Genomic DNA, 18,735 nt, shown 5'->3' with positions numbered 1-18,735 from the left:
CTCAGGCGCCCACCCGCTCGATGATGAGTTCCCGCACGCGCTTGGCGTCGGCCTGGCCCTTGGTCGCCTTCATGACCGCGCCGACGATCGCGCCCGCGGCCTGCACCTTGCCGCCGCGGATCTTGTCCGCGATGTCCGGCTGCGCGGCCAGCGCCTCGTCGACCGCGGCGAGCAGCGCCGAGTCGTCGGACACGACCTTCAGGCCCCGCTTCTCCACGACCTCGTCCGGCTCGCCCTCACCGGCCAGCACGCCCTTGACGACCTCGCGCGCGAGTTTGTTGGTCAGCTCGCCGGAGTCGACCAGCGCGGCCACCCGGGCGACCTGCGCCGGGGTGATCGGCAGCGCGGTGATCTCGGTCTCGCGGGCGTTGGCCTCCTGCGCCAGGAAGTTGACCCACCAGCTGCGGGCCTCGTTCGGTTTCGCGCCCTCGGCCACCGTCGCCTCGACCAGCTCGACCGCGCCCGAGTTGAACAGGTCGCGCAGCTCCTCGGCGGACAGGTTCCACTCGGTCTGGATGCGCTTGCGGCGCGCGGCCGGCATCTCCGGCAGCGTCCCACGCAGCTCTTCCACCCACTCGCGCGACGGCGCGATCGGGACCAGGTCGGGCTCCGGGAAGTACCGGTAGTCCTCGGCGGTCTCCTTGGTGCGGCCCGGCGAGGTCGTGCCGTCGGACTCCTGGAAGTGCCGGGTCTCCTGGGTGACCTTGCCACCGGCGACCAGCACCGCGGCCTGCCGCGTCATCTCGTACCGCACGGCGCGCTCGACGCTGCGGAAGGAGTTGACGTTCTTGGTCTCGGTGCGGGTGCCGAACTCGGTCGTGCCCTTGGGCATCAGCGACACGTTGGCGTCGCAGCGCAGCGAGCCCTGGTCCATCCGCACGTCGGACACGTCCAGCGCACGCAGCAGGTCGCGCAGCGCGGTCACGTACGCGCGCGCCACCTCGGGCGCCCGCGAACCCATGCCGACGATCGGCTTGGTGACGATCTCGATCAGCGGCACGCCGGCGCGGTTGTAGTCGAGCAGCGAGTGCTCCGCGCCGTGAATGCGCCCGGTGGCGCCACCGACGTGCAGCGACTTGCCGGTGTCCTCCTCCATGTGCGCGCGCTCGATCTCCACGCGCACGACCTCGCCGTCGTCCAGCGTCACGTCCAGGTAGCCGTTGACCGCGATCGGCTCGTCGTACTGCGAGGTCTGGAAGTTCTTCGGCATGTCCGGGTAGAAGTAGTTCTTCCGGGCGAACCGGCACCACTCGGCGATCTCGCAGTTGAGCGCCAGCCCGATGCGGATCGCGCCCTCGACGCCCTTGCCGTTGAGCACCGGCAGCGCACCGGGCAGGCCGAGGCAGGTCGGGCACACGTGGGTGTTGGGCTCGCCGCCGAACTCGTTGGCGCAGCCGCAGAACATCTTCGTCTTGGTGTTCAGCTCGACGTGGACCTCGAGCCCGAGCACCGGGTCGAACCGCTCGACGACCTCGGCGTAGTCCATCACTTCGGCAACGGCGGTCACGCCGAGACTCCCTTCAGCTCCGGAACCCGGTCGATGATCGAGCCGCGCGCGACCTCGTAGGCGGCGCCGACCCGGTAGAGCCGGTCGTCGGCCAGCGCCGGGGCCATGATCTGCAGGCCGACCGGCAGACCGTCCTCATCGGACAGTCCACTGGGCACGCTCATGGCGGCGTTGCCGGCCAGGTTCGCCGGGATGGTGCACAGGTCGGCGAGGTACATGGCCATCGGGTCGTCGACGCGCTCGCCGATCTTGAACGCGGTGGTCGGGGTGGTCGGCGAGACCAGCACGTCCACCTTCTCGAAGGCCGCGTCGAAGTCGCGCTTGACGAGCGTGCGCACCTTCTGCGCCGAGCCGTAGTAGGCGTCGTAGTAGCCGGAGGACAGCGCGTACGTGCCGAGCATGATGCGGCGCTTGACCTCGGGGCCGAAACCGGCCTCGCGGGTGAGCGACATGACCTCTTCGGCGCTGTGCGAACCGTCGTCGGCGACGCGGAGGCCGTAGCGCATCGCGTCGAAGCGGGCCAGGTTGGACGAGGCCTCGCTCGGCGCGATCAGGTAGTACGCCGGCAGCGCGTAGACGAAGTTCGGGCAGGACACCTCGACGACCTCGGCGCCCAGCGCGCGCAGCTGGTCCACGGCGTTCTCGAACGAACGCTGCACCCCGGCCTGGTAGCCCTCGCCGCTGAACTCCTTGACCACACCGACCTTGACGCCCTTGAGGTCGCCGCGCATGCCCTCGCGCGCGGCGGCGACGACCGGCGGCACCGGCGCGTCGATCGAGGTCGAGTCGAGCGGGTCGTGCCCGGCGATGACCTCGTGCAGCAGCGCCGCGTCCAGCACGGTGCGGGCGCACGGCCCGGCCTGGTCGAGCGAGGACGAGAACGCCACCAGCCCGTACCGGGACACGCCGCCGTAGGTCGGCTTCACGCCGACCGTGCCGGTGACCGCGCCCGGCTGGCGGATCGAGCCGCCGGTGTCGGTGCCGATCGCCAGCGGCGCCTCGAACGCGGCCAGCGACGCGGCCGAGCCACCGCCGGAGCCGCCCGGGATGCGGGCGTGGTCCCACGGGTTGTGCGTGGGACCGAACGCCGAGTTCTCGGTGGAGGAGCCCATCGCGAACTCGTCCATGTTGGTCTTGCCCAGGATCGGCACGCCGGCTTCGCGCAGCTTGCGCGTGACCGTCGCGTCGTACGGCGGGATCCAGTTCTCCAGGGTCTTCGACCCGCAGGTCGTGGGCAGGCCCCGGGTGGTCAGCACGTCCTTGAGGGCGAGCGGGACACCGGCGATCGGCGAGGCCGGGGCCTGGCCGCCGGCCAGGGCGGAGTCGACCGCGCGGGCGGCCGCGAGGGCGCCCTCGGCGTCGACCGTGAGGAACGCGTGGACGTGGTCGTCGACCTCGCCGATGCGGTCCAGGTGCGCCTGCGTGACCTCCGCCGAGGACACCTCGCGCGCGTGGATCTTCTCGGCCAGCTCGGCGGCCGGCAGACGTGTTAGGTCGGTCACTGTTCCTCCCCCAGGATCCGCGGCACCCGGAAGCGGCCCTCCTCGGCGGCCGGCGCACCGGCCAGGGCCTGCTGCTGGGTGAGCCCGGGCCGGACCACGTCCTCGCGGAAGACGTTCGTGAGCGGCACGGCGTGCGAGGTCGGCGGCACGTCGTCGGCGGCGACCTCGCTGACCTTGGCCACCGCGTCCAGGATCTGGTCGAGCTGACCTGCGAAAACGTTCAGCTCGTCGTCGGTGACCGCGAGCCTGGCGAGCTTGGCCAGGTGCGCGACCTCGTCGCGGGAAATGTTGGGCACGCGGGTGACTCCCGGGGTGTGCGGATCGGTGTTTCGGTGAGTTCCAAGTCTATGGCGGCGGGCCTTGCGACCTCGACCGGGTTGTTCACGGCGGGCGCGCGATCCGGTCTCGGTAGGCAGACGATGGCTCCCCGTGACGGCTTTCGTCTGTCACAATCAGCGGCCGGTTGCGCTCCCCGGCGAGGCGGGAGCGCCGGACCCGAGAGGGGTTCACGTTGTCCTTCCTGATCCGGGTGCAGCTCCCGGACACGCCAGGAACCCTCGGAGCGGTCGCGACGGCTCTCGGCATGATCGGGGCGGACATCCTCTCGGTGGACGTGGTCGAGCGCGGCGGCGGCGTCGCGATCGACGACATGGTCGTCGAACTCCCCTCCGGGCGGCTGCCGGACGCGGTGATCACCGCGGCGGAGAGCGTGGAGGGCGTCGAGGTCGACGCGGTGCGGCCGTACGCCGGTGTGCTGGACACCCACCGCGAGCTGGAACTGGTCGAGGAGATCGCCGCGCAGCCGGCCTCCGGGCTGTCGGTGCTGGTCGAGGGCGTGCCGCGGATCATCCGCGCGGGCTGGGCGATCGTGGTGTCGGTCAGCGACGCGGGTGTGGACCGGCTGGCGTCCTCGAGCGCGTCGCCCGAGGCGCCGATCACCGACCTGCCGTGGCTGCCGCTGGAGCGCGCCACGATCCTGGACTCCGAGGACTCGTGGGTGCCGGAGACCTGGCAGGAGCTGGGCACCGAGCTGGCCGCGACGCCGCTCGGGAAGCCGGACAAGGCGCTGCTCGTCGGCCGCCCCGGCGGGCCGATGTTCCGGGCGGCCGAGGTCGCGCGCCTGGCCCACCTGGCCGGGATCGTCGCCGTCGTGCTCGACGGCTGATCACGGCACCGTCGAGGGCCACCAGATCCGCCGCCCGACGTCCAGCGTCAGGGCCGGCACCAGCAGCGACCGCACGATCAGGGTGTCGAGCAGCACGCCGAACGCGACGATGAACGCGATCTGGGCCAGGAACAGGATCGGGATCACCGCCAGCGCCGCGAACGTCGCCGCGAGCACGACCCCCGCCGAGGTGATCACGCCGCCGGTGAGCGTGAGCCCGCGCAGCGTGCCGTCGTGGGTGTTCGTGTGGAGTGCTTCTTCGCGGACCCGGGTCATCAGGAAGATGTTGTAGTCGATCCCGAGCGCCACCAGGAAGACGAACCCGAACAGCGGCACCGCCGGGTCCGCGCCCGGGAAGCCCAGCAGGTGGTTGAACACCAGCGCGGACACGCCCATGGTGGCGGCGAAGGACAGCACGACGGTCGCGATCAGCAGCAACGGCGCGAGCAGGGCCCGCAGCAGGAGCGCGAGCACCCCGAAGATCACCACGAGGACGATCGGGATGATCACCGCGCGGTCCCGTTCGGAGGTCTCCTGCGTGTCCAGCTGGGTCGCGGTGGTGCCGCCGACCAGCGCATCCGCGCCGGGCACGGCGTGCACGGCCTGGCGGATGCGGCCGACCGTGCCGAGCGCGGCCTCGGAGTCGGCGGCGTCGGTGAGGATCGCGACGACCTGAACGCGGCCGTTGACCACGTTGGGCGCCGCGGCGACCTGGGCGACGCCGTCCACCCGCGCGGCCCGCGCGACCGCCTCGGCCTGGCCGGCGTTGGTGATGATGGTGGTCGGTGAGCCGGAGCCGCCCGGGAAGTGCTCGACCAGGACCTCCTGACCGGCGACCGAGTCGACCGGGGTGAGGAAGAGGTCGGACTGGGCGACCCCGCCGGCCTTGAGCTGTGGCACGAACGCCGCACCGGCCAGCAGCAGGACGGTGGTGCCGATCCAGACCGCGCGGGGCTTGCGCGCGACAGCCTCGGCGATGCGGCCCCAGATGCCGCTCGACTCCGGGTGCGGTGAGCCGAGCTCGGGCCGGATCGGCCAGAAGGCGGCGCGGCCGAGCAGGGCGAGCGCGGCGGGCAGGAAGGTGACCGAGGCTCCGAACGCGGCGGCGATGCCGATCGCGGCGACCGGGCCGAGGCCGCGGTTGGACTGCAGGTCGGAGAACAGCAGGCAGAGCACACCGAGCACGACGGTCCCGGCGGAGGCGGCGATCGGCGGGAGCGTGGCGCGCCAGGCCAGTTTGACGGCTTCGTAGCGGTTCTCCGTGTCGCGGAGTTGCTCGCGGAACCGGGAGACCAGCAGCAGCGCGTAGTCGGTGGCCGCGCCGAAGACGAGGATGAACAGGATGCCCTGGCTCTGGCCGTTGAGGGTGAGCACGCCGTGGTCGGCGAGGACGTAGACGACCAGGCTGGCCAGGCCGAGCGCGAAGACGGCGGAGAGCAGGACGACGAGCGGTAGCAGCGGGCTGCGGTAGACCACGACGAGGATCAACGCCACGACGATGCCGGCGACCAGCAGGAGGAGGCCGTCGATGCCGCCGAACGCGGTGACCAGGTCGGCGATCTGGGCAGCCGGACCGGTGACGAGGACGGTGAGCCCCTCGGGTGCGGCTTCGAGCTGGGCGCGGATCTGCTCGACGACCTCGCCGGGTTCGCCGCCGACCCGGACGGAGACGGTGAGTTCGAGGGCCTGGCCGTCCCGGGAGGGTTGCGGGCTCGCGGCGTTCGTGACGCCGGGGATGGCTTGGATGCGGCCCGCGGCCTCGGTGAGGAAGGCGCTGTCCTGGGGCGTGACGCCGGTGGCCCGCTCGGCGACGACGATCGCCGGCAGGGTCTCGTCGGTGGAGAAGGTGCGCTGTTCGGCAAGGGCGCGGGTGGATTCGGCGGAGGCCGGGAGGAAGGCCGAGTTGTCGTTGGTGGAGACGTCGCTGAGCTTGCCGGCGTAGGGGCCGCCGAGTCCCCCGAGCACCAGCCAGGCGACGACGAGCAGGGCGGGGACGAGCCAGCGTGCGGTCCTCATGGGCTAATACAGTCCTAGGGATCGGAGAATTGTTCAGCAGGCTGAACATTACCGGGAGGTGCGGTTGGCCGCAGAGGAAGGCCGGGCAAAACGGGCACGGCGCGGCGACGCGGTGGCGGGCCGCATGGGACAGGGCGCGGCACCGCGATCCCCAGCGGGATCCCCAGCGGGATCCCCGATTCCGGGGCAGCCTCCGGGCGGCGGAGCGCCGGCGCCGGGTGAGGAAGGGATGGCGTCCTGGCCCACCGGGCGCTTGCTGTCGGCCGCGGCGAGGCTTGTCGAGCAGCGGTGGACGGCGCGGCTCGAGACGCTCGGGCTGTCGCACGCCGGGCTGATCGCCCTGCACACGTTGCGCGGTGGGCCGCTGTCGCAGCGGGCGCTGGCCCGCCGGTGCCAGGTGACCGACCAGACGATGAGCCGCACGCTCGACCGGCTGTCCAGGTCGGGGTACGTCACTCGCGTGCCCGATCCGCTGGACGGCCGCCGCTCCCTGGCGCGGCTCACCCCGGCGGGCGAGGACGTCCTGGCGACCTCGGAGCAGATCGCACGGGACGACTCGTCCGTCATCGGCGCGCTCGGCGGCGACGCGGCCTTCCGGCGGCAGCTGATCGAGCTGATCGCCCACCTCAGCGGGTCATGACAAGTGTCATAATCGCGCGCTAGGGTGCTCGCATGAAGCTGGGTTTCCTGGGGCTGGGCGTGATGGGCACGCCGATGGCGCTCAACCTCGTCCGCGCGGGGACGCCGCTCGTCGTGTGGAACCGGACCGCGGCGAAGGCCGAGGTGCTGCGGGCGGCGGGCGCGGAGGTGGCCGGGAGCGCGGCCGAGGTGTGCCGCCGGGTGGACGTCGTGTTCCTGATGCTGGCCGACGGCGCCGCGGTGGATGCCGCGCTGGGCCGTGGCGGGAGCGAGTTCGCGGCGAACGTCGGCGGGCGGATCGTCGTGCACATGGGGACGACGTCGCCGGAGTATTCACGCGGGCTGGCGACCGAGGTCGCGGCGGCGGGTGGCCGGTACGTCGAGGCGCCGGTGTCGGGGTCGCGCAAGCCGGCCGAGGCGGGTCAGCTGGTGGCGATGCTGGCGGGCGAGCCGGGCGCGGTGGCCGAGGTGGGGCCGTTGCTGGCGCCGATGTGCCGTCAGGTGGTCGAGTGCGGGCCGGTGCCGGGCGGGTTGCTGATGAAGCTCGCGGTGAACCTGTACCTGATCACGATGGTGACGGGCCTGGCCGAGGCGACGCACTTCGCCGAGCGGCAGGGCCTGGACCTGGGGCGGTTCGTGGAGGTGCTGAACGCGGGCCCGATGGCGAGCGACGTGTCCCGGGTGAAGGTGGCGAAGCTGGTGGCGCGGGACTTCGAGGTGCAGGCGGCCATCGCGGACGTGCTGAAGAACAACCGGCTGGTCGCGGAGGCCGCCCGCGCGGCGGGGCTGGCGTCACCGCTGCTGGACGTGTGCCACGCCCTCTACGGCGAGGCTGTGGCGCTGGGGTACGGCAGGGAAGACATGGCCGCGGTGGTCCGCGCTATTCAGGCGCGGGGTTCGGGTTTGTAGTCGCTACGCGGGTTTTTTGCGCCGGACGAGGGACCGCGCCCAGAATGCCGGAACCTGGTCGAAGGAACGGTTCGAGGATCGGTCGTCCAGGCTCACACGATCAATGGCGACGTGCGATTCGATCAATCCCACACCGTCCAGCACATCGTGTATGTCGATCACCCGCACACAATCCGGAGGCGTTTCTCCCTTCTTGGCCTCCTGGTCATGGCGGCCGGCGGATATGGGGGATGACTGTCGCCGGACTCGTCTGTGTCCTGACAGGCGAAGCCTGGGCACAGGGCAGCAACTGGCCAGGCGCCGTTCCGGGACTGGCGTTGATGGGCGCCGCCGGCGCTTTGACCGTCACGTTCGCAACAAGACGACGACTGCTGCCTCAGCTACGGCACAGGACTGTGATCTTCGTCAGCATCGGCCTGATCAGCTTGCCCCTCGCGTGCGCTGTACCCAACGAACGACAAAACGGAATCGGCATGTACTTCTGCTTCGCAGGAGCTTTCCTCACCCTCGGCATCGGCGTGATTGTGATGCGCCGCCGTACATGAGACCGTGATCCACCCTGGCGCGTCGTCCAACTGCGATCTGACGGGCGCACACTCCTGCGGGTTTCCTCACAGGGCCAGCCGGAAAGCACGCAGCCACCGGCCCGGCAGCGGCTCCCAATCCCGCTCGGGGAGGCGGCTGAAACCCAGGCGTTCGTACAGCCGGTGGGCCGTCTTCATGGCGTCCAGGCTGGACATCACCACCGCCGATGCGCCGATCTCGCGGGCCTTCTCGACGACCGTGCGGGTCAGGAGTTCGCCGACGCCGCGGCCCCGGGCGGCCGGTGCGGTGGCCAGCATGCGGAACTCCAGCTCGCCGTCGCGGGCGATTTCCGAGTAGTGCGTGCCCGGGCGGACGATCGTCACCGAGCCGAGCAGGCCATCGTCGTCCGTGGCGACCAGCAGTTCGGCGTGCGCGGCGCGGTGAGCGGCGTCGCTCAGTTCGCGCACGTAGTCGTCGTCCGCGGCGATCAGGCCGTCGGCCACGTAGGCGGACACGGTCAGCGCCCCCACCGCCGCGAACTCCTCAGGCCGCGCCGGCCGCACCGACACCTCACTCACCGCCCGGCTCCTCCGTCGGTAGCGCCACCTCGGCGGCGGCTTCCGGGCCCCGGTCCAGCAGCACCTGGAAACCGGCCTCGTCGAGGATGGGGACCTTCAGCTGGACCGCCTTGTCGTACTTGGAGCCCGGCGCGTCGCCGACCACGACGAACGCCGTCTTCTTCGACACCGATCCCGCGGCCTTGCCGCCGCGCGACATGATCGCCTCCTTGGCCTCGTCGCGGGAGAACGTGTTCAGCGAACCGGTCACCACGATCGACAGGCCCTCCAGCGTGCGCGGCACCGACTCGTCGCGCTCCTCCACCATCCGGACCCCGGCGCGGCGCCACTTCTCCACCACCTCGCGGTGCCAGTCGACGGCGAACCACTCGCGCAGCGCGTTCGCGATCGTCGGGCCCACACCGTCCACATCGGCCATCGCGGCCTCGTCGGCGTTCTCGATCGCCTCCAGCGAGCCGAACTCGCGCGCCAGCGCCTGCGCCGCCGTCGGGCCGACGTGCCGGATCGACAACGCCACCAGCACCCGCCACAGTGGACGGTCCTTCGCGCTGTCCAGGTTGGCCAGCAGCTTGCGCCCGTTGGCCGACAGCTCCCCCGCCTTCGTGCGGAACAGCTCGACCCGCCCCAGCTTCTCCTCGTCCAGATCGAAGATGTCGCCCTCGTCGACGACCACACCGGACTCCAGCAGCGCCGTCGCCGCCTCGTAACCGAGCACCTCGATGTCGAACGCGCCCCGCCCGGCCAGGTGGAACAGCCGCTCCCGCAACTGCGCGGGACACGACCGCGCGTTCGGGCAGCGGATGTCGACGTCGCCCTCCTTCTGGTGCGCCAGCTTCGTGCCGCACTCCGGGCAGAACGTGGGCATGACGAACTCGCGCTCGTCCCCGGTGCGCACGTCGACCACGGGACCGAGCACCTCGGGGATCACGTCGCCCGCCTTGCGGATCACCACGCGGTCGCCGATCAGCACGCCCTTGCGCTTGACCTCCTGCGCGTTGTGCAGCGTCGCCATCGCCACCGTCGACCCGGCCACCTTCACCGGCTCCATCACCGCGAACGGCGTGACCCGGCCGGTGCGGCCGACGTTGACCTGGATGTCGAGCAGCCGGGTGGTGGCCTCCTCCGGCGGGTACTTGTAGGCGATGGCCCACCGCGGCGCGCGGGAGGTGCTGCCCAGCCGCCGCTGCAGCGACACCTGGTCGACCTTCACCACGATGCCGTCGATCTCGTGCTCGGCGTCGTGCCGGTGCTCGCCCCAGTACCGGATGTGGTCCAGCAGCTCGGACGCCTTGTCGACCACCTTGGTGTGGCCGGACACCGGCAGCCCCCACGCCGCCAGCGCCTCGTAGGCCTCCGACTGCCGCGCCGGCTCGAAACCCTCGCGCTTGCCCAGCCCGTGGCAGATCAGCCGCAGCTTGCGGCTGCGCGTGACCTTCGGGTCCTTCTGCCGCAACGACCCGGCCGCGGTGTTGCGCGGGTTCGCGAACGGCGGCTTGCCCGCCTCGACCAGCCGGGCGTTCAGCTCGGCGAAGTCCTCGACGCGGAAGAACACCTCGCCGCGCACCTCGACGAGGTCGGGCACCGGGTACTCGTCGGTGCCGGTCAGCGTCTCCGGCACCTGCTCCAGCGTGCGGACGTTGAGCGTGACGTCCTCACCCGTGCGGCCGTCGCCGCGGGTGAGCCCCCGGACCAGCCGCCCCTTCTCGTACAGCAGGTTGATGGCCAGCCCGTCGATCTTCAGCTCGCACAGGTACTGCGTGGCCCCGCCGACCTCGCGTTCCACCCGGTCCACCCACGCCTGCAACTCCTCCTCGTCGAAGACGTTGTCCAGGCTCATCATGCGTTCGAGGTGGTCGACCGCGACGAAGTCGGTGGAGAACGTGCCGCCCACGTTCTGGGTCGGCGAGTCGGGCGTGGCCAGGCCCGGGTACTCCGACTCCAGCCGCTCCAGTTCCTTGAGCAGCTCGTCGAACTCGCCGTCGGTGATGACCGGCGAGTCCAGCACGTAGTACCGGAACTGGTGCCCGCGCACCTCTTCCGCGAGCGCGCCGTGGCGCTCGCGGACCTCGGCGGGAACCTCGGTGACGTCCTGTGCGGCGGGAGTCTCACTCACAGTCGGTCAGCTTAGTCAGCACCCCCGACAGTTTCCGGGCGTTCCTCGTCCAGACCGCGGACCAGGTCACGCAGTTCCAGGAGCGTGATGGCGCCGGCGGGCTCGGTCTCGGCCGCCTCCACCCTGCGTAACCGTTTCGCCGCGAGGCGTTCCCCGAGCGTCGCGTCCAGCGGCAGGAAGGTCATCGCCGCCCGGGTGGCCGCGTCGAGTTCACCCAGCAGCGGGTGGTGGACCGCGACGTCGACGACCCCGTCGGCCTCGTCGACCTGCGCGGCGACCCGGACGTCGGCCAGCGCGACCGACCGCGTCCCGAGGTTCACCGTCACGCCGGTCGGATCGGGCACCGGCGGCACCGAGTCGTGGTACTCCCAGATGGCGTCCTCGGGCGGCGCCGCGGCCTTCCACGCGTCGGTGAACGGCCGCAGCGCGGGGTCCTCCTGGCCGCTCACCACGAGGGCGTAGATGGCCCGCTGGCCTCGTTCGAGTGACACGTGCAGGTTCGGGTGCAGCTCGGCGACGGCGGCGGCCAGCTCGCCCTCGACGCGCTGCGGCTGGCGGTCGCCCAGCGCCGCGCTGATCTCCGGCAGCATCTCCGCCCAGCGGCGCCAGAACCGCTCCGCGGCCGCCACCGGGTCGTCCGGCACCGCCTGCTCGGGCCACGCCGTGCGCGGGTCGGGCAGGTCGTCCTCGCGGCGTCGTCGAAACCATCGCATCGCCGAAGTCCTACCAGCCCTCCGGTGGCTCCACGAACGCTTTGCCCAGATCCGTGGTCAGCTTCAGCGCGCGGCGCGTCCAGTCGGCGCTCGCCCCGGCGAAGCCGCAGGTCGGCGTCGGGACCGCGCGGTCGGCCAGGGTCGAGCGGGCGAACCCGAGCCGGTCGGCCAGCGCCAGCGCGGGCTGCGCCAGCTCCCGCAGCGACGGCCGCCGCGCGGGCTCCAGCGCGGGCACCAGGCCCAGGAACAACACGGTCCCGCTGTCCCAGGCCTCGCCGAGTTCGTCGAGCAGGGTCGCGGGCGCCCCGGCCAGCAACGTCGCGTCGATCGCCAGCGCGCCCGCACCGGCCGCGTGCAGCAGGCCGACCGGCGGCCGCGCGGCGCAGCAGTGCACGACGACCGGCTGCCCGGTCAGCTCACCGGCCCGTTCGATCACGCGGCCGAGCAAGTCCCGCGCCTCCGGCTCGGGCACGGCCGGGACGTTGCCGTAGCCCGACGGCGTGGGCAGGGCGCCCGCCAGCACGTCCGGCAGCGTCGGCTCGTCGAACTGGACCACGACCTCGGCGCCGGTGCGAGCCTTCAGTTCCCCGACGTGCGCGGCCAGCCCCTCCAGCACCGATTCGGTGAACTCCCGCACCGCGCCCCGGTCGGTGAGCACGCGGTGGCCGCGCGGCAGCTCGATCCCGGCGGCCAGCGTCCACGGCCCGGCCAGCTGCGTCTTGATGAGCGGGGCGCCACCCGTTTCGGTGACCGCGTCGAGGTCCCAGCGCAGCAGGTCGACCGCCCGCCGGTGGTCGCGCCCCGGCCGGGCGGCGACCCGGTAGCCGCTGGGCACGACCTCGATCGCGAGGTCGACCAGCATCGCGGCGGTCCGCCCGATCAGGTCCGCGCCGACGCCGCGGGCCGGCAGCTCCGGCAGATGCGGGAAGTCGGGCAGCTCGCCGAAGACGACCGAGGCCGCCTCCGCCGGGTCGGTACCGGGCATCGATCCCACCGCGGTGGCCGCACCGGGTGGCCAGACGTGTTCGCTCACACCCCGATTCTCCTCCACGGCCGCCCGGCCACCCGCGCCCCGGCCCCGACGGCCGGGAAATGGCACCGGCGGCGATTGGCGAAAAGGGGCCGCAATCGGAAATCCGGTCAACCGGACATATCCGCGTAATTCACCGGTCGTCTCCCGTTCTTGATTTTCGCTGGCTAACCTTGACCGGCATGACGAGCGGTTCGCGGCAGGTGGGCGGCGGCACCCTGTTCACCGAGCCCTTCCTGGTGGTCAGCCACCGTGCCGGCGCGGCCGAATCCGGCGTGCGGGACCAGTACGGACAGCCGCTGGGAACCGTCGCGGAAGCCGAGAACGGCACGTTCCGGAAAGCGCTGCGGATGATCACCGGATCGGCCCGGTTCCGCCCGAACTGTTTCGCGGTGCGCGACTCCGGCGGAAGTGTCGTGCTGAAAGTGCGGGTGCACGACTCACGCTTTCTGGTGACCCGCGCCGACGGGACGCCGATCGGCGAGATCGCCCCCGACGGGCCGCACCGGTTCGCCCTGTCGGCCCACGGACGGCCGGTCGGCGCGCTGGAGAACCGGCCCCCGCGCGACTTCCGCATCACCGGCTCCGCGGGCAGCGAGGTGGCGCGGGCGGCCGAGGAGCCCGGCCGCGGCTACGTCGTCGAGGTGTTCGCGCAGCTCACGGACCCGCTGGCGAGCCTGGTGATCGCCGCCGCGCTGACCGTGGAGACCGCGCTGCGGCCAAGGTGACGTGGGTCTCAACCGCGGCAGGTGGACATTCCACCCGGGAAGTTCCAAAGTGAAATATCCCGGGTCGGAAAGGACGATGAGGTCTCGTGGAACCAATTCCCGAAGGCAGCGCCGAGTGGAGCGAGCCCGGCCTGTACACCGTGGCGCCGGGCGTGCACCGGATCCCGTTGCCGCTGCCGAACGACGGGCTGCGGGCCGTCAACGTCTACGCCCTCACCGAGGCCGACGACCTGGTGCTCATCGACTCCGGCTGGGCGCTGGCGGAGGCGCGCGAGCAGCTGGCCGCGGCGCTCAAGGGGCTGGGCGCCGAACTCGGTGACGTGAGCCAGTTCCTGGTCACCCACGTGCACCGGGACCACTACACGCAGGCGGTCGCGCTGCGGCGCGAGTTCGGCGGGCGGATCGCGCTGGGCTCACTGGAGGAGTCGTCGTTGCGCATGACGGCCGATCCGGACGTGGTGCCGCTCATCGGCCAGATCTCCGCGCTGCGGGCGTGCGGCGCCGACGCGGTGGCCGACGAGCTGGTGCGGGTTTTCGAAATCCACGGCCGCAACACGGAGGCCTCGATCTGGGAGCTGCCCGACGAGTGGCTGACGCCGGGCCGGCGGACCGTGCTGCCGAGCCGCTCGCTGGACGTCGTGCACACGCCGGGGCACACCGCCGGGCACGTGGTGTTCGACGACGGCGCGGCCGGGCTGATGTTCACCGGCGACCACGTGCTGCCGCACATCACGCCGTCGATCGGGTTCCAGCCCGCGGTGGCGGAGATGCCGCTGCGCGACTTCCTGGACTCGCTGCGCCTGGTGCGCGGCATGCCGGACCGGCGGATGCTGCCGGCACACGGCCCGGTGACCGACAGCGTGCACGCCCGCGTCGACGAGCTGCTGGACCACCACGCCCAGCGGCTGGACGTCATCGCGACGACCATTGTGGACGGTGCGCGGACGGCGTACGAGTCGGCGCTGCGGCTGGGCTGGACGCGGCGGCAGCGCAAGCTCGGCGAGCTGGACGTGTTCAACCAGATGCTCGCCGTCCTGGAGACCGCCGCGCACCTCGACCTGCTCGTGCACCAGGGCAAGCTGATGCTCCTGGTCGAGGACGGGGTGCGCCGCTACTCGGTGGCCTAGGAAGTGTCCTGTAAGTCATCGGAGCCAGAGGATGATGGCGGCGATGGTGAGTTCGGCTTGGTAGTAGGCGGCGCGTTTGGCGTAGCGGGTGGCTAGGTCGCGAAACTGTTTGAGCCGGTTGAAGCAGCGTTCGACCATGTTGCGCCGCTTGTAGGTCTCGGCATCGAAGGCGGGTGGTCGTCCGCCGCGTGAACCTCTGGCGACGCGGCGGGCGATCTGATCCTCCCGCTCGGGACTGACGAACCGGATCCGCCGATCCCGCATCGCTTGCCGAGTTGAGGGGTGCGAGTAGGCCTTATCCGCGACCACACGATCGGGTCGGCATCGCGGCCTGCCTGGCCCGATCCGGGCGACCGCGATGCCGTCGAGCAGCGGCAGCAGTTGTGGGTTGTCGCCGGCGTGGCCGCCGGTGAGCAGCACCCGCATCGGCAGCCCGCGGCCATCGACGGCGAGGTGGATTTTGGTGCTCAGTCCTCCGCGGGAGCGTCCGAGTCCTTCCCCGTCGACCGCGAGCGCCTCGACGCCGGGTGCGCAGCCCCCTTTTTCCGGGCGCCAGCAGCGTGCTGGTGCGCCCGGACCACGCTCGAATCAACCGAAATGACCCACTCGACCTCGCCGACCGAGTCGTCTTTGACGATCACCTCGTCCAGAATCTTCTGCCAGGTGCCATCCGCGGTCCACAACCGCAACCGCTCGTGCGCGGTCTTCCACGGCCCATACCGTTCGGGCAGGTCACGCCACGGAGCGCCGGTGCGTAGCTTCCACAGAATCGCGTTGAGCACCTGACGGTGATCCCGCCACCGCCGACCCCGACCCGACACCGGCGGCAGCAGCGGCTCGATCCACGCCCACGCCCGATCCGTCACCTCACCCCGACCCACCACAACCCAAGATCAAACCAGAACCGCAGCTAGATCAATTACAGGACAGGACCTAGGTGTACTTGGCCAGGACGTTGGTAGCGGCTGGCTGGTGTTGACATGGGGAGAGCCTCCGGTTGGGGTGTGGCTTGTCTAGGACCCACGCCAGGCCGGAGGCTCTCGTGTCACACCGTAATGCCCGTACGACGTTCTTGGGCAGGTTGCTGATCGTCCAGCGGCATCGTCAGGGGTGGCCACAGGCACATATCGCGAAGGCAATGGGCATGTCACGCAAGTGCGTGAAGACCTGGTTGGACCGGCACGCCGCCGAGGGCGAAGCCGGCCTGCACGACCGGTCCTCACGTCCCCATTCCTCACCGCGGCGGACCAGTGCCGAGACCGAGCGGCAGATCCTCGAGCTGCGGCAGCGGGAGCGTCGCGGTCCGGACTGGCTGGGGGCGCAGCTGGGAGTGCCGGCGCGGACGGTGTCGCGCGTGCTGGCCCGCCACAACGCGCCTCGGCTGTCGGCGCTGGACCCACTCACCGGGCAGGTCATCCGGGCCAGCAAGACCACCGCGGTGCGGTATGAGCGCAATACCCCGGGCGAGCTAGTGCACATGGACGTGAAGAAAATCGGTCGGATCCCCGAGGGCGGCGGCTGGCGAGCGCATGGCCGCGCTCACCGGGACGCCACGCGCGACCGCAACGCCAGAATCGGTTTCGACTTCGTCCACTCGTTGGTCGACGATCACTCCCGGCTGGCCTACTCCGAGATCCTGCCCGACGAGAAGGGCGGCACCTGCGCCGCTTTCCTCGCCCGGGCCATCGCCTACTTCGCCAAGCATGGCATCACCAGAATCGAGCGGTTGATGACCGACAACGCCTGGGCCTATCGCTGGTCACTCCGGCACGTCTGTGCCGAGCACAGCATCCGGCAGAAGTTCATCAAGCCCCACTGCCCCTGGCAAAACGGCAAGGTCGAGCGCTACAACCGCACCCTGCAAACCGAGTGGGCCTACCGGCAGGTGTTCACCAGCAACACCGAACGAGCCGCCGCGCTTGCGCCCTGGCTCGAGCACTACAACACTCAACGCCGCCACAACGCACTCGGCGGCCACCCACCCACCAGCCGACTGCCACCAACCTAACGGCCAAGTACACCTAGGGCGTGTCTGAGAAAAGTTGGGGCTGGTGGCTGGGATGCTGCTGGGCGTTTCGCGGTTTCAGTTGCTCTCGGATCCTCATGATGGTGGTGGCGTGCTGATGTGCCCGGGTGATCGTGGAATCCACCGAGACCGCCCAGTCGATCTGCCCCGCGGCATCGGCAGCGGCGAGCAGGCGCCGCACCACAGCGTCCCAGGTGCCATCACCCGCTTCGCAGGGAGCTGGGTCGAATTACACGGATTTGCCGACCGAGCCGCCTGTTTCCACACCTGATGCGGCACTTGCGGGTCGCTCGGCCCGGTCGCGGCGATCAGGCCTCCTCCTCCAGGGCGGTCCGCGGACATCTGCGTGCCCGCGGCATCGTCGCGGTGATCCCCGGACCTGCCGATCAGGTCGGGCACCGCACACGCCGCGGATCCCGCGGCGGCCGCCCACCGGCTTTCGACTCGACGGCCTACCGCGGGCGCAACGTCGTCGAACGCCGCTTCAACCTGCTCAAACAATGGCGCGGCCTGGCCACTCGCTACGACGAGCTCGCCATCGTCTCTCGCAGCGCGGTCGTCCTCCACACCCTCATCACCTGGACCAAAGGTGGCGGATTGGCCGGTGCCGAGGTTGTGCCGGATCGCGGTGGTCGTCGTTGGCCATTGTCGGTCCTGGGCCGGGCGTAGGCCCATTCGTCGAGCAGGGATGTGGTGCACTCCTCCCGATCAGACACATCCTGCGAGCGGGTCCCGGCCGGGTGGCGCGGCGCTGGAGCGCGACTTCGCGTAGGCTGGGTGACAGCGGGCGGGTTCGGTCGCCGTCGACACCGGGTGCGGAGGAGCACCGGAACGGCGAACCTGATGCGATGCTCATGCTCGCCCCCCGCTGAGACCTACCCCACCAGCCGCGCCGTTCCGACGAACCGCCGGCCGGTCGTTCTTCCACCCGTGGCTGCCGCGCCGAACGGCGCCGGCCACCCGCCAAGGAGCTTCCATGATCCACACCTCTCGTCACACCCGTACCTCCGTCACGGTCGAGCCCGTCCTGTTCAGCCACCCCCTGGTCGAGGAGACCAGCCACGTGGCGGGCGAACTGGACGCGGCAGCCGCGCGGCAGGTCCGGTTCACCGCGCCGTCGTCGACGCCGGCCAGGCGCCGGTGACCGCGGCCACAGCTCCCACGACCGGCAGCGACTACGCCGCCCTGTCGCGGGAGATCCGTGCCGCCGGCCTGCTGCGGCGCCGCTACGCCTACTACGCCCGCCGGATCACGGCCACGCTCGTCGTCTTCGCCGGTGCCTGGACGGCGTTCGCCTTCCTCGGCGACAGCTGGTGGCAGTTGCTGATCGCCGCGCTGCTCGCCGTGGTGTCGGCGCAGCTGGCGTTCCTCGGGCACGACGCCGGGCACAAGCAGATCTTCCGGACGCGCCGTCCCAACGACACGCTCGGAACCCTGCACGGCGGCCTGATCGGCATGAGCTACCAGTCGTGGATCTCCGGGCACAACCGGCACCACGCCAACCCCAACCACGAGGACCACGACCCGGACCTGGACATCCCGGCGCTGGCGTTCACCCGCGGCCAGGCGAGCCTGAAGACCGGCTTCCTCCGCTGGATGGCCAAGCACCAGGCGGTGCTGTTCTTCCCGCTGCTCATGCTGGAGGGGCTGAACCTGCACGCCTCCGGCATCCGCGCGGTCTGGCGGGGCGAGACCAAGGCCCGGCGCCTCGAAGGCGCGCTGCTGGTGGCCCACACCGTGGGCTACCTCGCCGCCGTGTTCCTCGTCCTGTCACCCGGCCTCGCCGTGCTGTTCGTCGTGGTGCACCAGGCGCTCTGGGGTGTCTACATGGGATGCTCGTTCGCCCCCAACCACAAGGGGATGCCGACGATGACCGGCGAGTCGGCCGACTTCCTCCGCAAGCAGGTGCTGACCTCGCGCAACGTCCGCGGCGGCTGGTTCACCGACTTCCTCCTCGGCGGGCTGAACTACCAGATCGAGCACCACCTGTTCCCCAGCATGCCGCGTCCGCACCTGCGCCACGCACAGCCCATCGTGCAGCGGTTCTGCGCCGCGCACGGGATCTCCTACAGCCAGACCGGCCTGGTGCAGTCCTACCGCGAGGTGCTGCGGCACCTGCACGAAATGGGCGCACCGCTGCGGGCCCGCACGGCGTGA

20 protein-coding genes are annotated in these 18,735 nt (G+C 71.1%); 10 read left to right on the top strand and 10 right to left on the bottom strand.

Annotation, left to right across the window (positions count from 1 at the left end; all coding sequences use genetic code 11):
* Nucleotide 1: 1 nt before the first annotated feature.
* From gatB to gatC, 3 genes are read right to left on the bottom strand one after another with little or no spacing between them, the layout of a single operon-like run.
* Nucleotides 2-1,507 carry an Asp-tRNA(Asn)/Glu-tRNA(Gln) amidotransferase subunit GatB gene (gatB, locus tag L1857_RS10070; protein ID WP_094007415.1) on the bottom strand — a complete coding sequence of 502 codons (1,506 nt, stop codon included), beginning with the start codon at nucleotides 1,505-1,507 and terminating at the stop codon, nucleotides 2-4.
* The gene (gene gatA / locus L1857_RS10065) at nucleotides 1,504-3,009 is read right to left on the bottom strand and encodes an Asp-tRNA(Asn)/Glu-tRNA(Gln) amidotransferase subunit GatA (RefSeq protein WP_094007416.1); all 1,506 of its coding nucleotides are present in this window, start codon (nucleotides 3,007-3,009) and stop codon (nucleotides 1,504-1,506) included. Before gatA ends, gatB begins: the two co-directional genes overlap by 4 nt.
* Nucleotides 3,006-3,305, bottom strand: a complete 300-nt coding sequence (gene gatC / locus L1857_RS10060; protein WP_017987443.1) for an Asp-tRNA(Asn)/Glu-tRNA(Gln) amidotransferase subunit GatC — start codon at nucleotides 3,303-3,305, stop codon at nucleotides 3,006-3,008. Before gatC ends, gatA begins: the two co-directional genes overlap by 4 nt.
* Before the next feature lie 215 nt (nucleotides 3,306-3,520).
* Between gatC and L1857_RS10055 the strand changes: the two genes are divergently transcribed.
* The gene (locus L1857_RS10055) at nucleotides 3,521-4,174 is read left to right on the top strand and encodes an ACT domain-containing protein (RefSeq protein ID WP_094007417.1); all 654 of its coding nucleotides are present in this window, start codon (nucleotides 3,521-3,523) and stop codon (nucleotides 4,172-4,174) included.
* Here the strand turns inward: L1857_RS10055 and L1857_RS10050 are convergent, their stop codons facing one another.
* Nucleotides 4,175-6,190 carry an MMPL family transporter gene (locus tag L1857_RS10050; protein WP_249464903.1) on the bottom strand — a complete coding sequence of 672 codons (2,016 nt, stop codon included), beginning with the start codon at nucleotides 6,188-6,190 and terminating at the stop codon, nucleotides 4,175-4,177.
* A gap of 229 nt (nucleotides 6,191-6,419) precedes the next feature.
* On the opposite strand from L1857_RS10050, the gene L1857_RS10045 reads away from it, so the two are divergent.
* Nucleotides 6,420-6,830, top strand: coding sequence for a MarR family winged helix-turn-helix transcriptional regulator (locus L1857_RS10045; RefSeq protein WP_094007419.1), 411 nt, complete (start codon nucleotides 6,420-6,422; stop codon nucleotides 6,828-6,830).
* 32 nt (nucleotides 6,831-6,862) lie between these two features.
* The gene (locus L1857_RS10040; protein WP_116112328.1) at nucleotides 6,863-7,738 is read left to right on the top strand and encodes an NAD(P)-dependent oxidoreductase; all 876 of its coding nucleotides are present in this window, start codon (nucleotides 6,863-6,865) and stop codon (nucleotides 7,736-7,738) included.
* A 3-nt stretch (nucleotides 7,739-7,741) separates the two neighbouring features.
* Here L1857_RS10040 and L1857_RS10035 read toward each other — a convergent pair whose 3' ends face one another.
* Entirely contained in the window at nucleotides 7,742-7,900 is a 159-nt protein-coding gene (locus tag L1857_RS10035) for a hypothetical protein (protein WP_158224466.1), read from the bottom strand.
* A 68-nt stretch (nucleotides 7,901-7,968) separates the two neighbouring features.
* On the opposite strand from L1857_RS10035, the gene L1857_RS10030 reads away from it, so the two are divergent.
* The gene (locus L1857_RS10030) at nucleotides 7,969-8,283 is read left to right on the top strand and encodes a hypothetical protein (RefSeq protein WP_162831161.1); all 315 of its coding nucleotides are present in this window, start codon (nucleotides 7,969-7,971) and stop codon (nucleotides 8,281-8,283) included.
* A gap of 66 nt (nucleotides 8,284-8,349) precedes the next feature.
* On the opposite strand, the gene L1857_RS10025 is transcribed toward L1857_RS10030, so the two are convergent.
* Genes L1857_RS10025 through L1857_RS10010 form a run of 4 tightly spaced genes read right to left on the bottom strand, consistent with a single transcriptional unit; the run spans nucleotide 8,350 to nucleotide 12,700 of the window.
* Complete coding sequence (locus L1857_RS10025; protein WP_249464901.1) at nucleotides 8,350-8,841, bottom strand: GNAT family N-acetyltransferase; 492 nt, start codon at nucleotides 8,839-8,841, stop codon at nucleotides 8,350-8,352.
* The gene (gene ligA, locus L1857_RS10020; RefSeq protein WP_116112332.1) at nucleotides 8,834-10,954 is read right to left on the bottom strand and encodes an NAD-dependent DNA ligase LigA; all 2,121 of its coding nucleotides are present in this window, start codon (nucleotides 10,952-10,954) and stop codon (nucleotides 8,834-8,836) included. The genes L1857_RS10025 and ligA overlap by 8 nt, the downstream gene beginning before the upstream one ends.
* A gap of 11 nt (nucleotides 10,955-10,965) precedes the next feature.
* The gene (locus L1857_RS10015; protein WP_249464899.1) at nucleotides 10,966-11,667 is read right to left on the bottom strand and encodes a CBS domain-containing protein; all 702 of its coding nucleotides are present in this window, start codon (nucleotides 11,665-11,667) and stop codon (nucleotides 10,966-10,968) included.
* Between the two features lie 10 nt (nucleotides 11,668-11,677).
* Nucleotides 11,678-12,700, bottom strand: coding sequence for a uroporphyrinogen decarboxylase/cobalamine-independent methonine synthase family protein (locus L1857_RS10010; RefSeq protein ID WP_249464897.1), 1,023 nt, complete (start codon nucleotides 12,698-12,700; stop codon nucleotides 11,678-11,680).
* 179 nt (nucleotides 12,701-12,879) lie between these two features.
* Between L1857_RS10010 and L1857_RS10005 the strand changes: the two genes are divergently transcribed.
* Together L1857_RS10005 and L1857_RS10000 are read left to right on the top strand one after the other, a co-directional pair.
* Complete coding sequence (locus tag L1857_RS10005) at nucleotides 12,880-13,425, top strand: LURP-one-related/scramblase family protein (protein WP_116112341.1); 546 nt, start codon at nucleotides 12,880-12,882, stop codon at nucleotides 13,423-13,425.
* 86 nt (nucleotides 13,426-13,511) lie between these two features.
* Entirely contained in the window at nucleotides 13,512-14,552 is a 1,041-nt protein-coding gene (locus tag L1857_RS10000; protein ID WP_116112344.1) for an MBL fold metallo-hydrolase, read from the top strand.
* 15 nt (nucleotides 14,553-14,567) lie between these two features.
* On the opposite strand, the gene L1857_RS09995 is transcribed toward L1857_RS10000, so the two are convergent.
* Nucleotides 14,568-15,433 (bottom strand): IS5 family transposase gene (locus L1857_RS09995; protein WP_115944207.1). Its coding sequence is split into 2 segments (ribosomal slippage): nucleotides 14,568-15,083 and nucleotides 15,086-15,433, totalling 864 coding nucleotides; the frame shifts between segments, so codons are not numbered across the junction.
* Between the two features lie 161 nt (nucleotides 15,434-15,594).
* Here L1857_RS09995 and L1857_RS09990 point away from each other — a divergent pair.
* The 4 genes from L1857_RS09990 (at nucleotide 15,595) to L1857_RS09975 (ending at nucleotide 18,735) form a co-directional block, all read left to right on the top strand.
* Complete coding sequence (locus L1857_RS09990) at nucleotides 15,595-16,560, top strand: IS481 family transposase (RefSeq protein ID WP_249464895.1); 966 nt, start codon at nucleotides 15,595-15,597, stop codon at nucleotides 16,558-16,560.
* A gap of 237 nt (nucleotides 16,561-16,797) precedes the next feature.
* Nucleotides 16,798-17,247: a transposase gene (locus tag L1857_RS09985; protein ID WP_346731895.1), complete on the top strand. Its 450-nt coding sequence runs from the start codon at nucleotides 16,798-16,800 to the stop codon at nucleotides 17,245-17,247.
* Between the two features lie 307 nt (nucleotides 17,248-17,554).
* Nucleotides 17,555-17,722 carry a hypothetical protein gene (locus L1857_RS09980; protein ID WP_158224468.1) on the top strand — a complete coding sequence of 56 codons (168 nt, stop codon included), beginning with the start codon at nucleotides 17,555-17,557 and terminating at the stop codon, nucleotides 17,720-17,722.
* Nucleotides 17,719-18,735 (top strand): fatty acid desaturase family protein, encoded by a 1,017-nt coding sequence (locus L1857_RS09975; protein WP_162830496.1) that lies wholly within the window; start codon nucleotides 17,719-17,721, stop codon nucleotides 18,733-18,735. Before L1857_RS09980 ends, L1857_RS09975 begins: the two co-directional genes overlap by 4 nt.

This window comes from Amycolatopsis thermalba, assembly GCF_023376025.1.
Lineage (GTDB): Bacteria > Actinomycetota > Actinomycetes > Mycobacteriales > Pseudonocardiaceae > Amycolatopsis_E > Amycolatopsis_E thermalba.
Note: the sequence above shows the minus strand (reverse complement) of the source record. Positions and strands in the feature narration are given on the sequence as shown.

Bases quoted from the DNA above. Each gene is read 5' to 3' on its own strand.
- L1857_RS10050 (WP_249464903.1), bottom strand. From the start codon at position 6,190: ATGAGGACCGCACGCTGGCTCGTCCCCGCCCTGCTCGTCGTCGCCTGG.
- L1857_RS10045 (WP_094007419.1), top strand. From the start codon at position 6,420: ATGGCGTCCTGGCCCACCGGGCGCTTGCTGTCGGCCGCGGCGAGGCTT.
- L1857_RS10040 (WP_116112328.1), top strand. From the start codon at position 6,863: ATGAAGCTGGGTTTCCTGGGGCTGGGCGTGATGGGCACGCCGATGGCG.
- L1857_RS10030 (WP_162831161.1), top strand. From the start codon at position 7,969: ATGACTGTCGCCGGACTCGTCTGTGTCCTGACAGGCGAAGCCTGGGCA.
- L1857_RS10015 (WP_249464899.1), bottom strand. From the start codon at position 11,667: ATGCGATGGTTTCGACGACGCCGCGAGGACGACCTGCCCGACCCGCGC.
- L1857_RS10005 (WP_116112341.1), top strand. From the start codon at position 12,880: ATGACGAGCGGTTCGCGGCAGGTGGGCGGCGGCACCCTGTTCACCGAG.
- L1857_RS09980 (WP_158224468.1), top strand. From the start codon at position 17,555: ATGATCCACACCTCTCGTCACACCCGTACCTCCGTCACGGTCGAGCCC.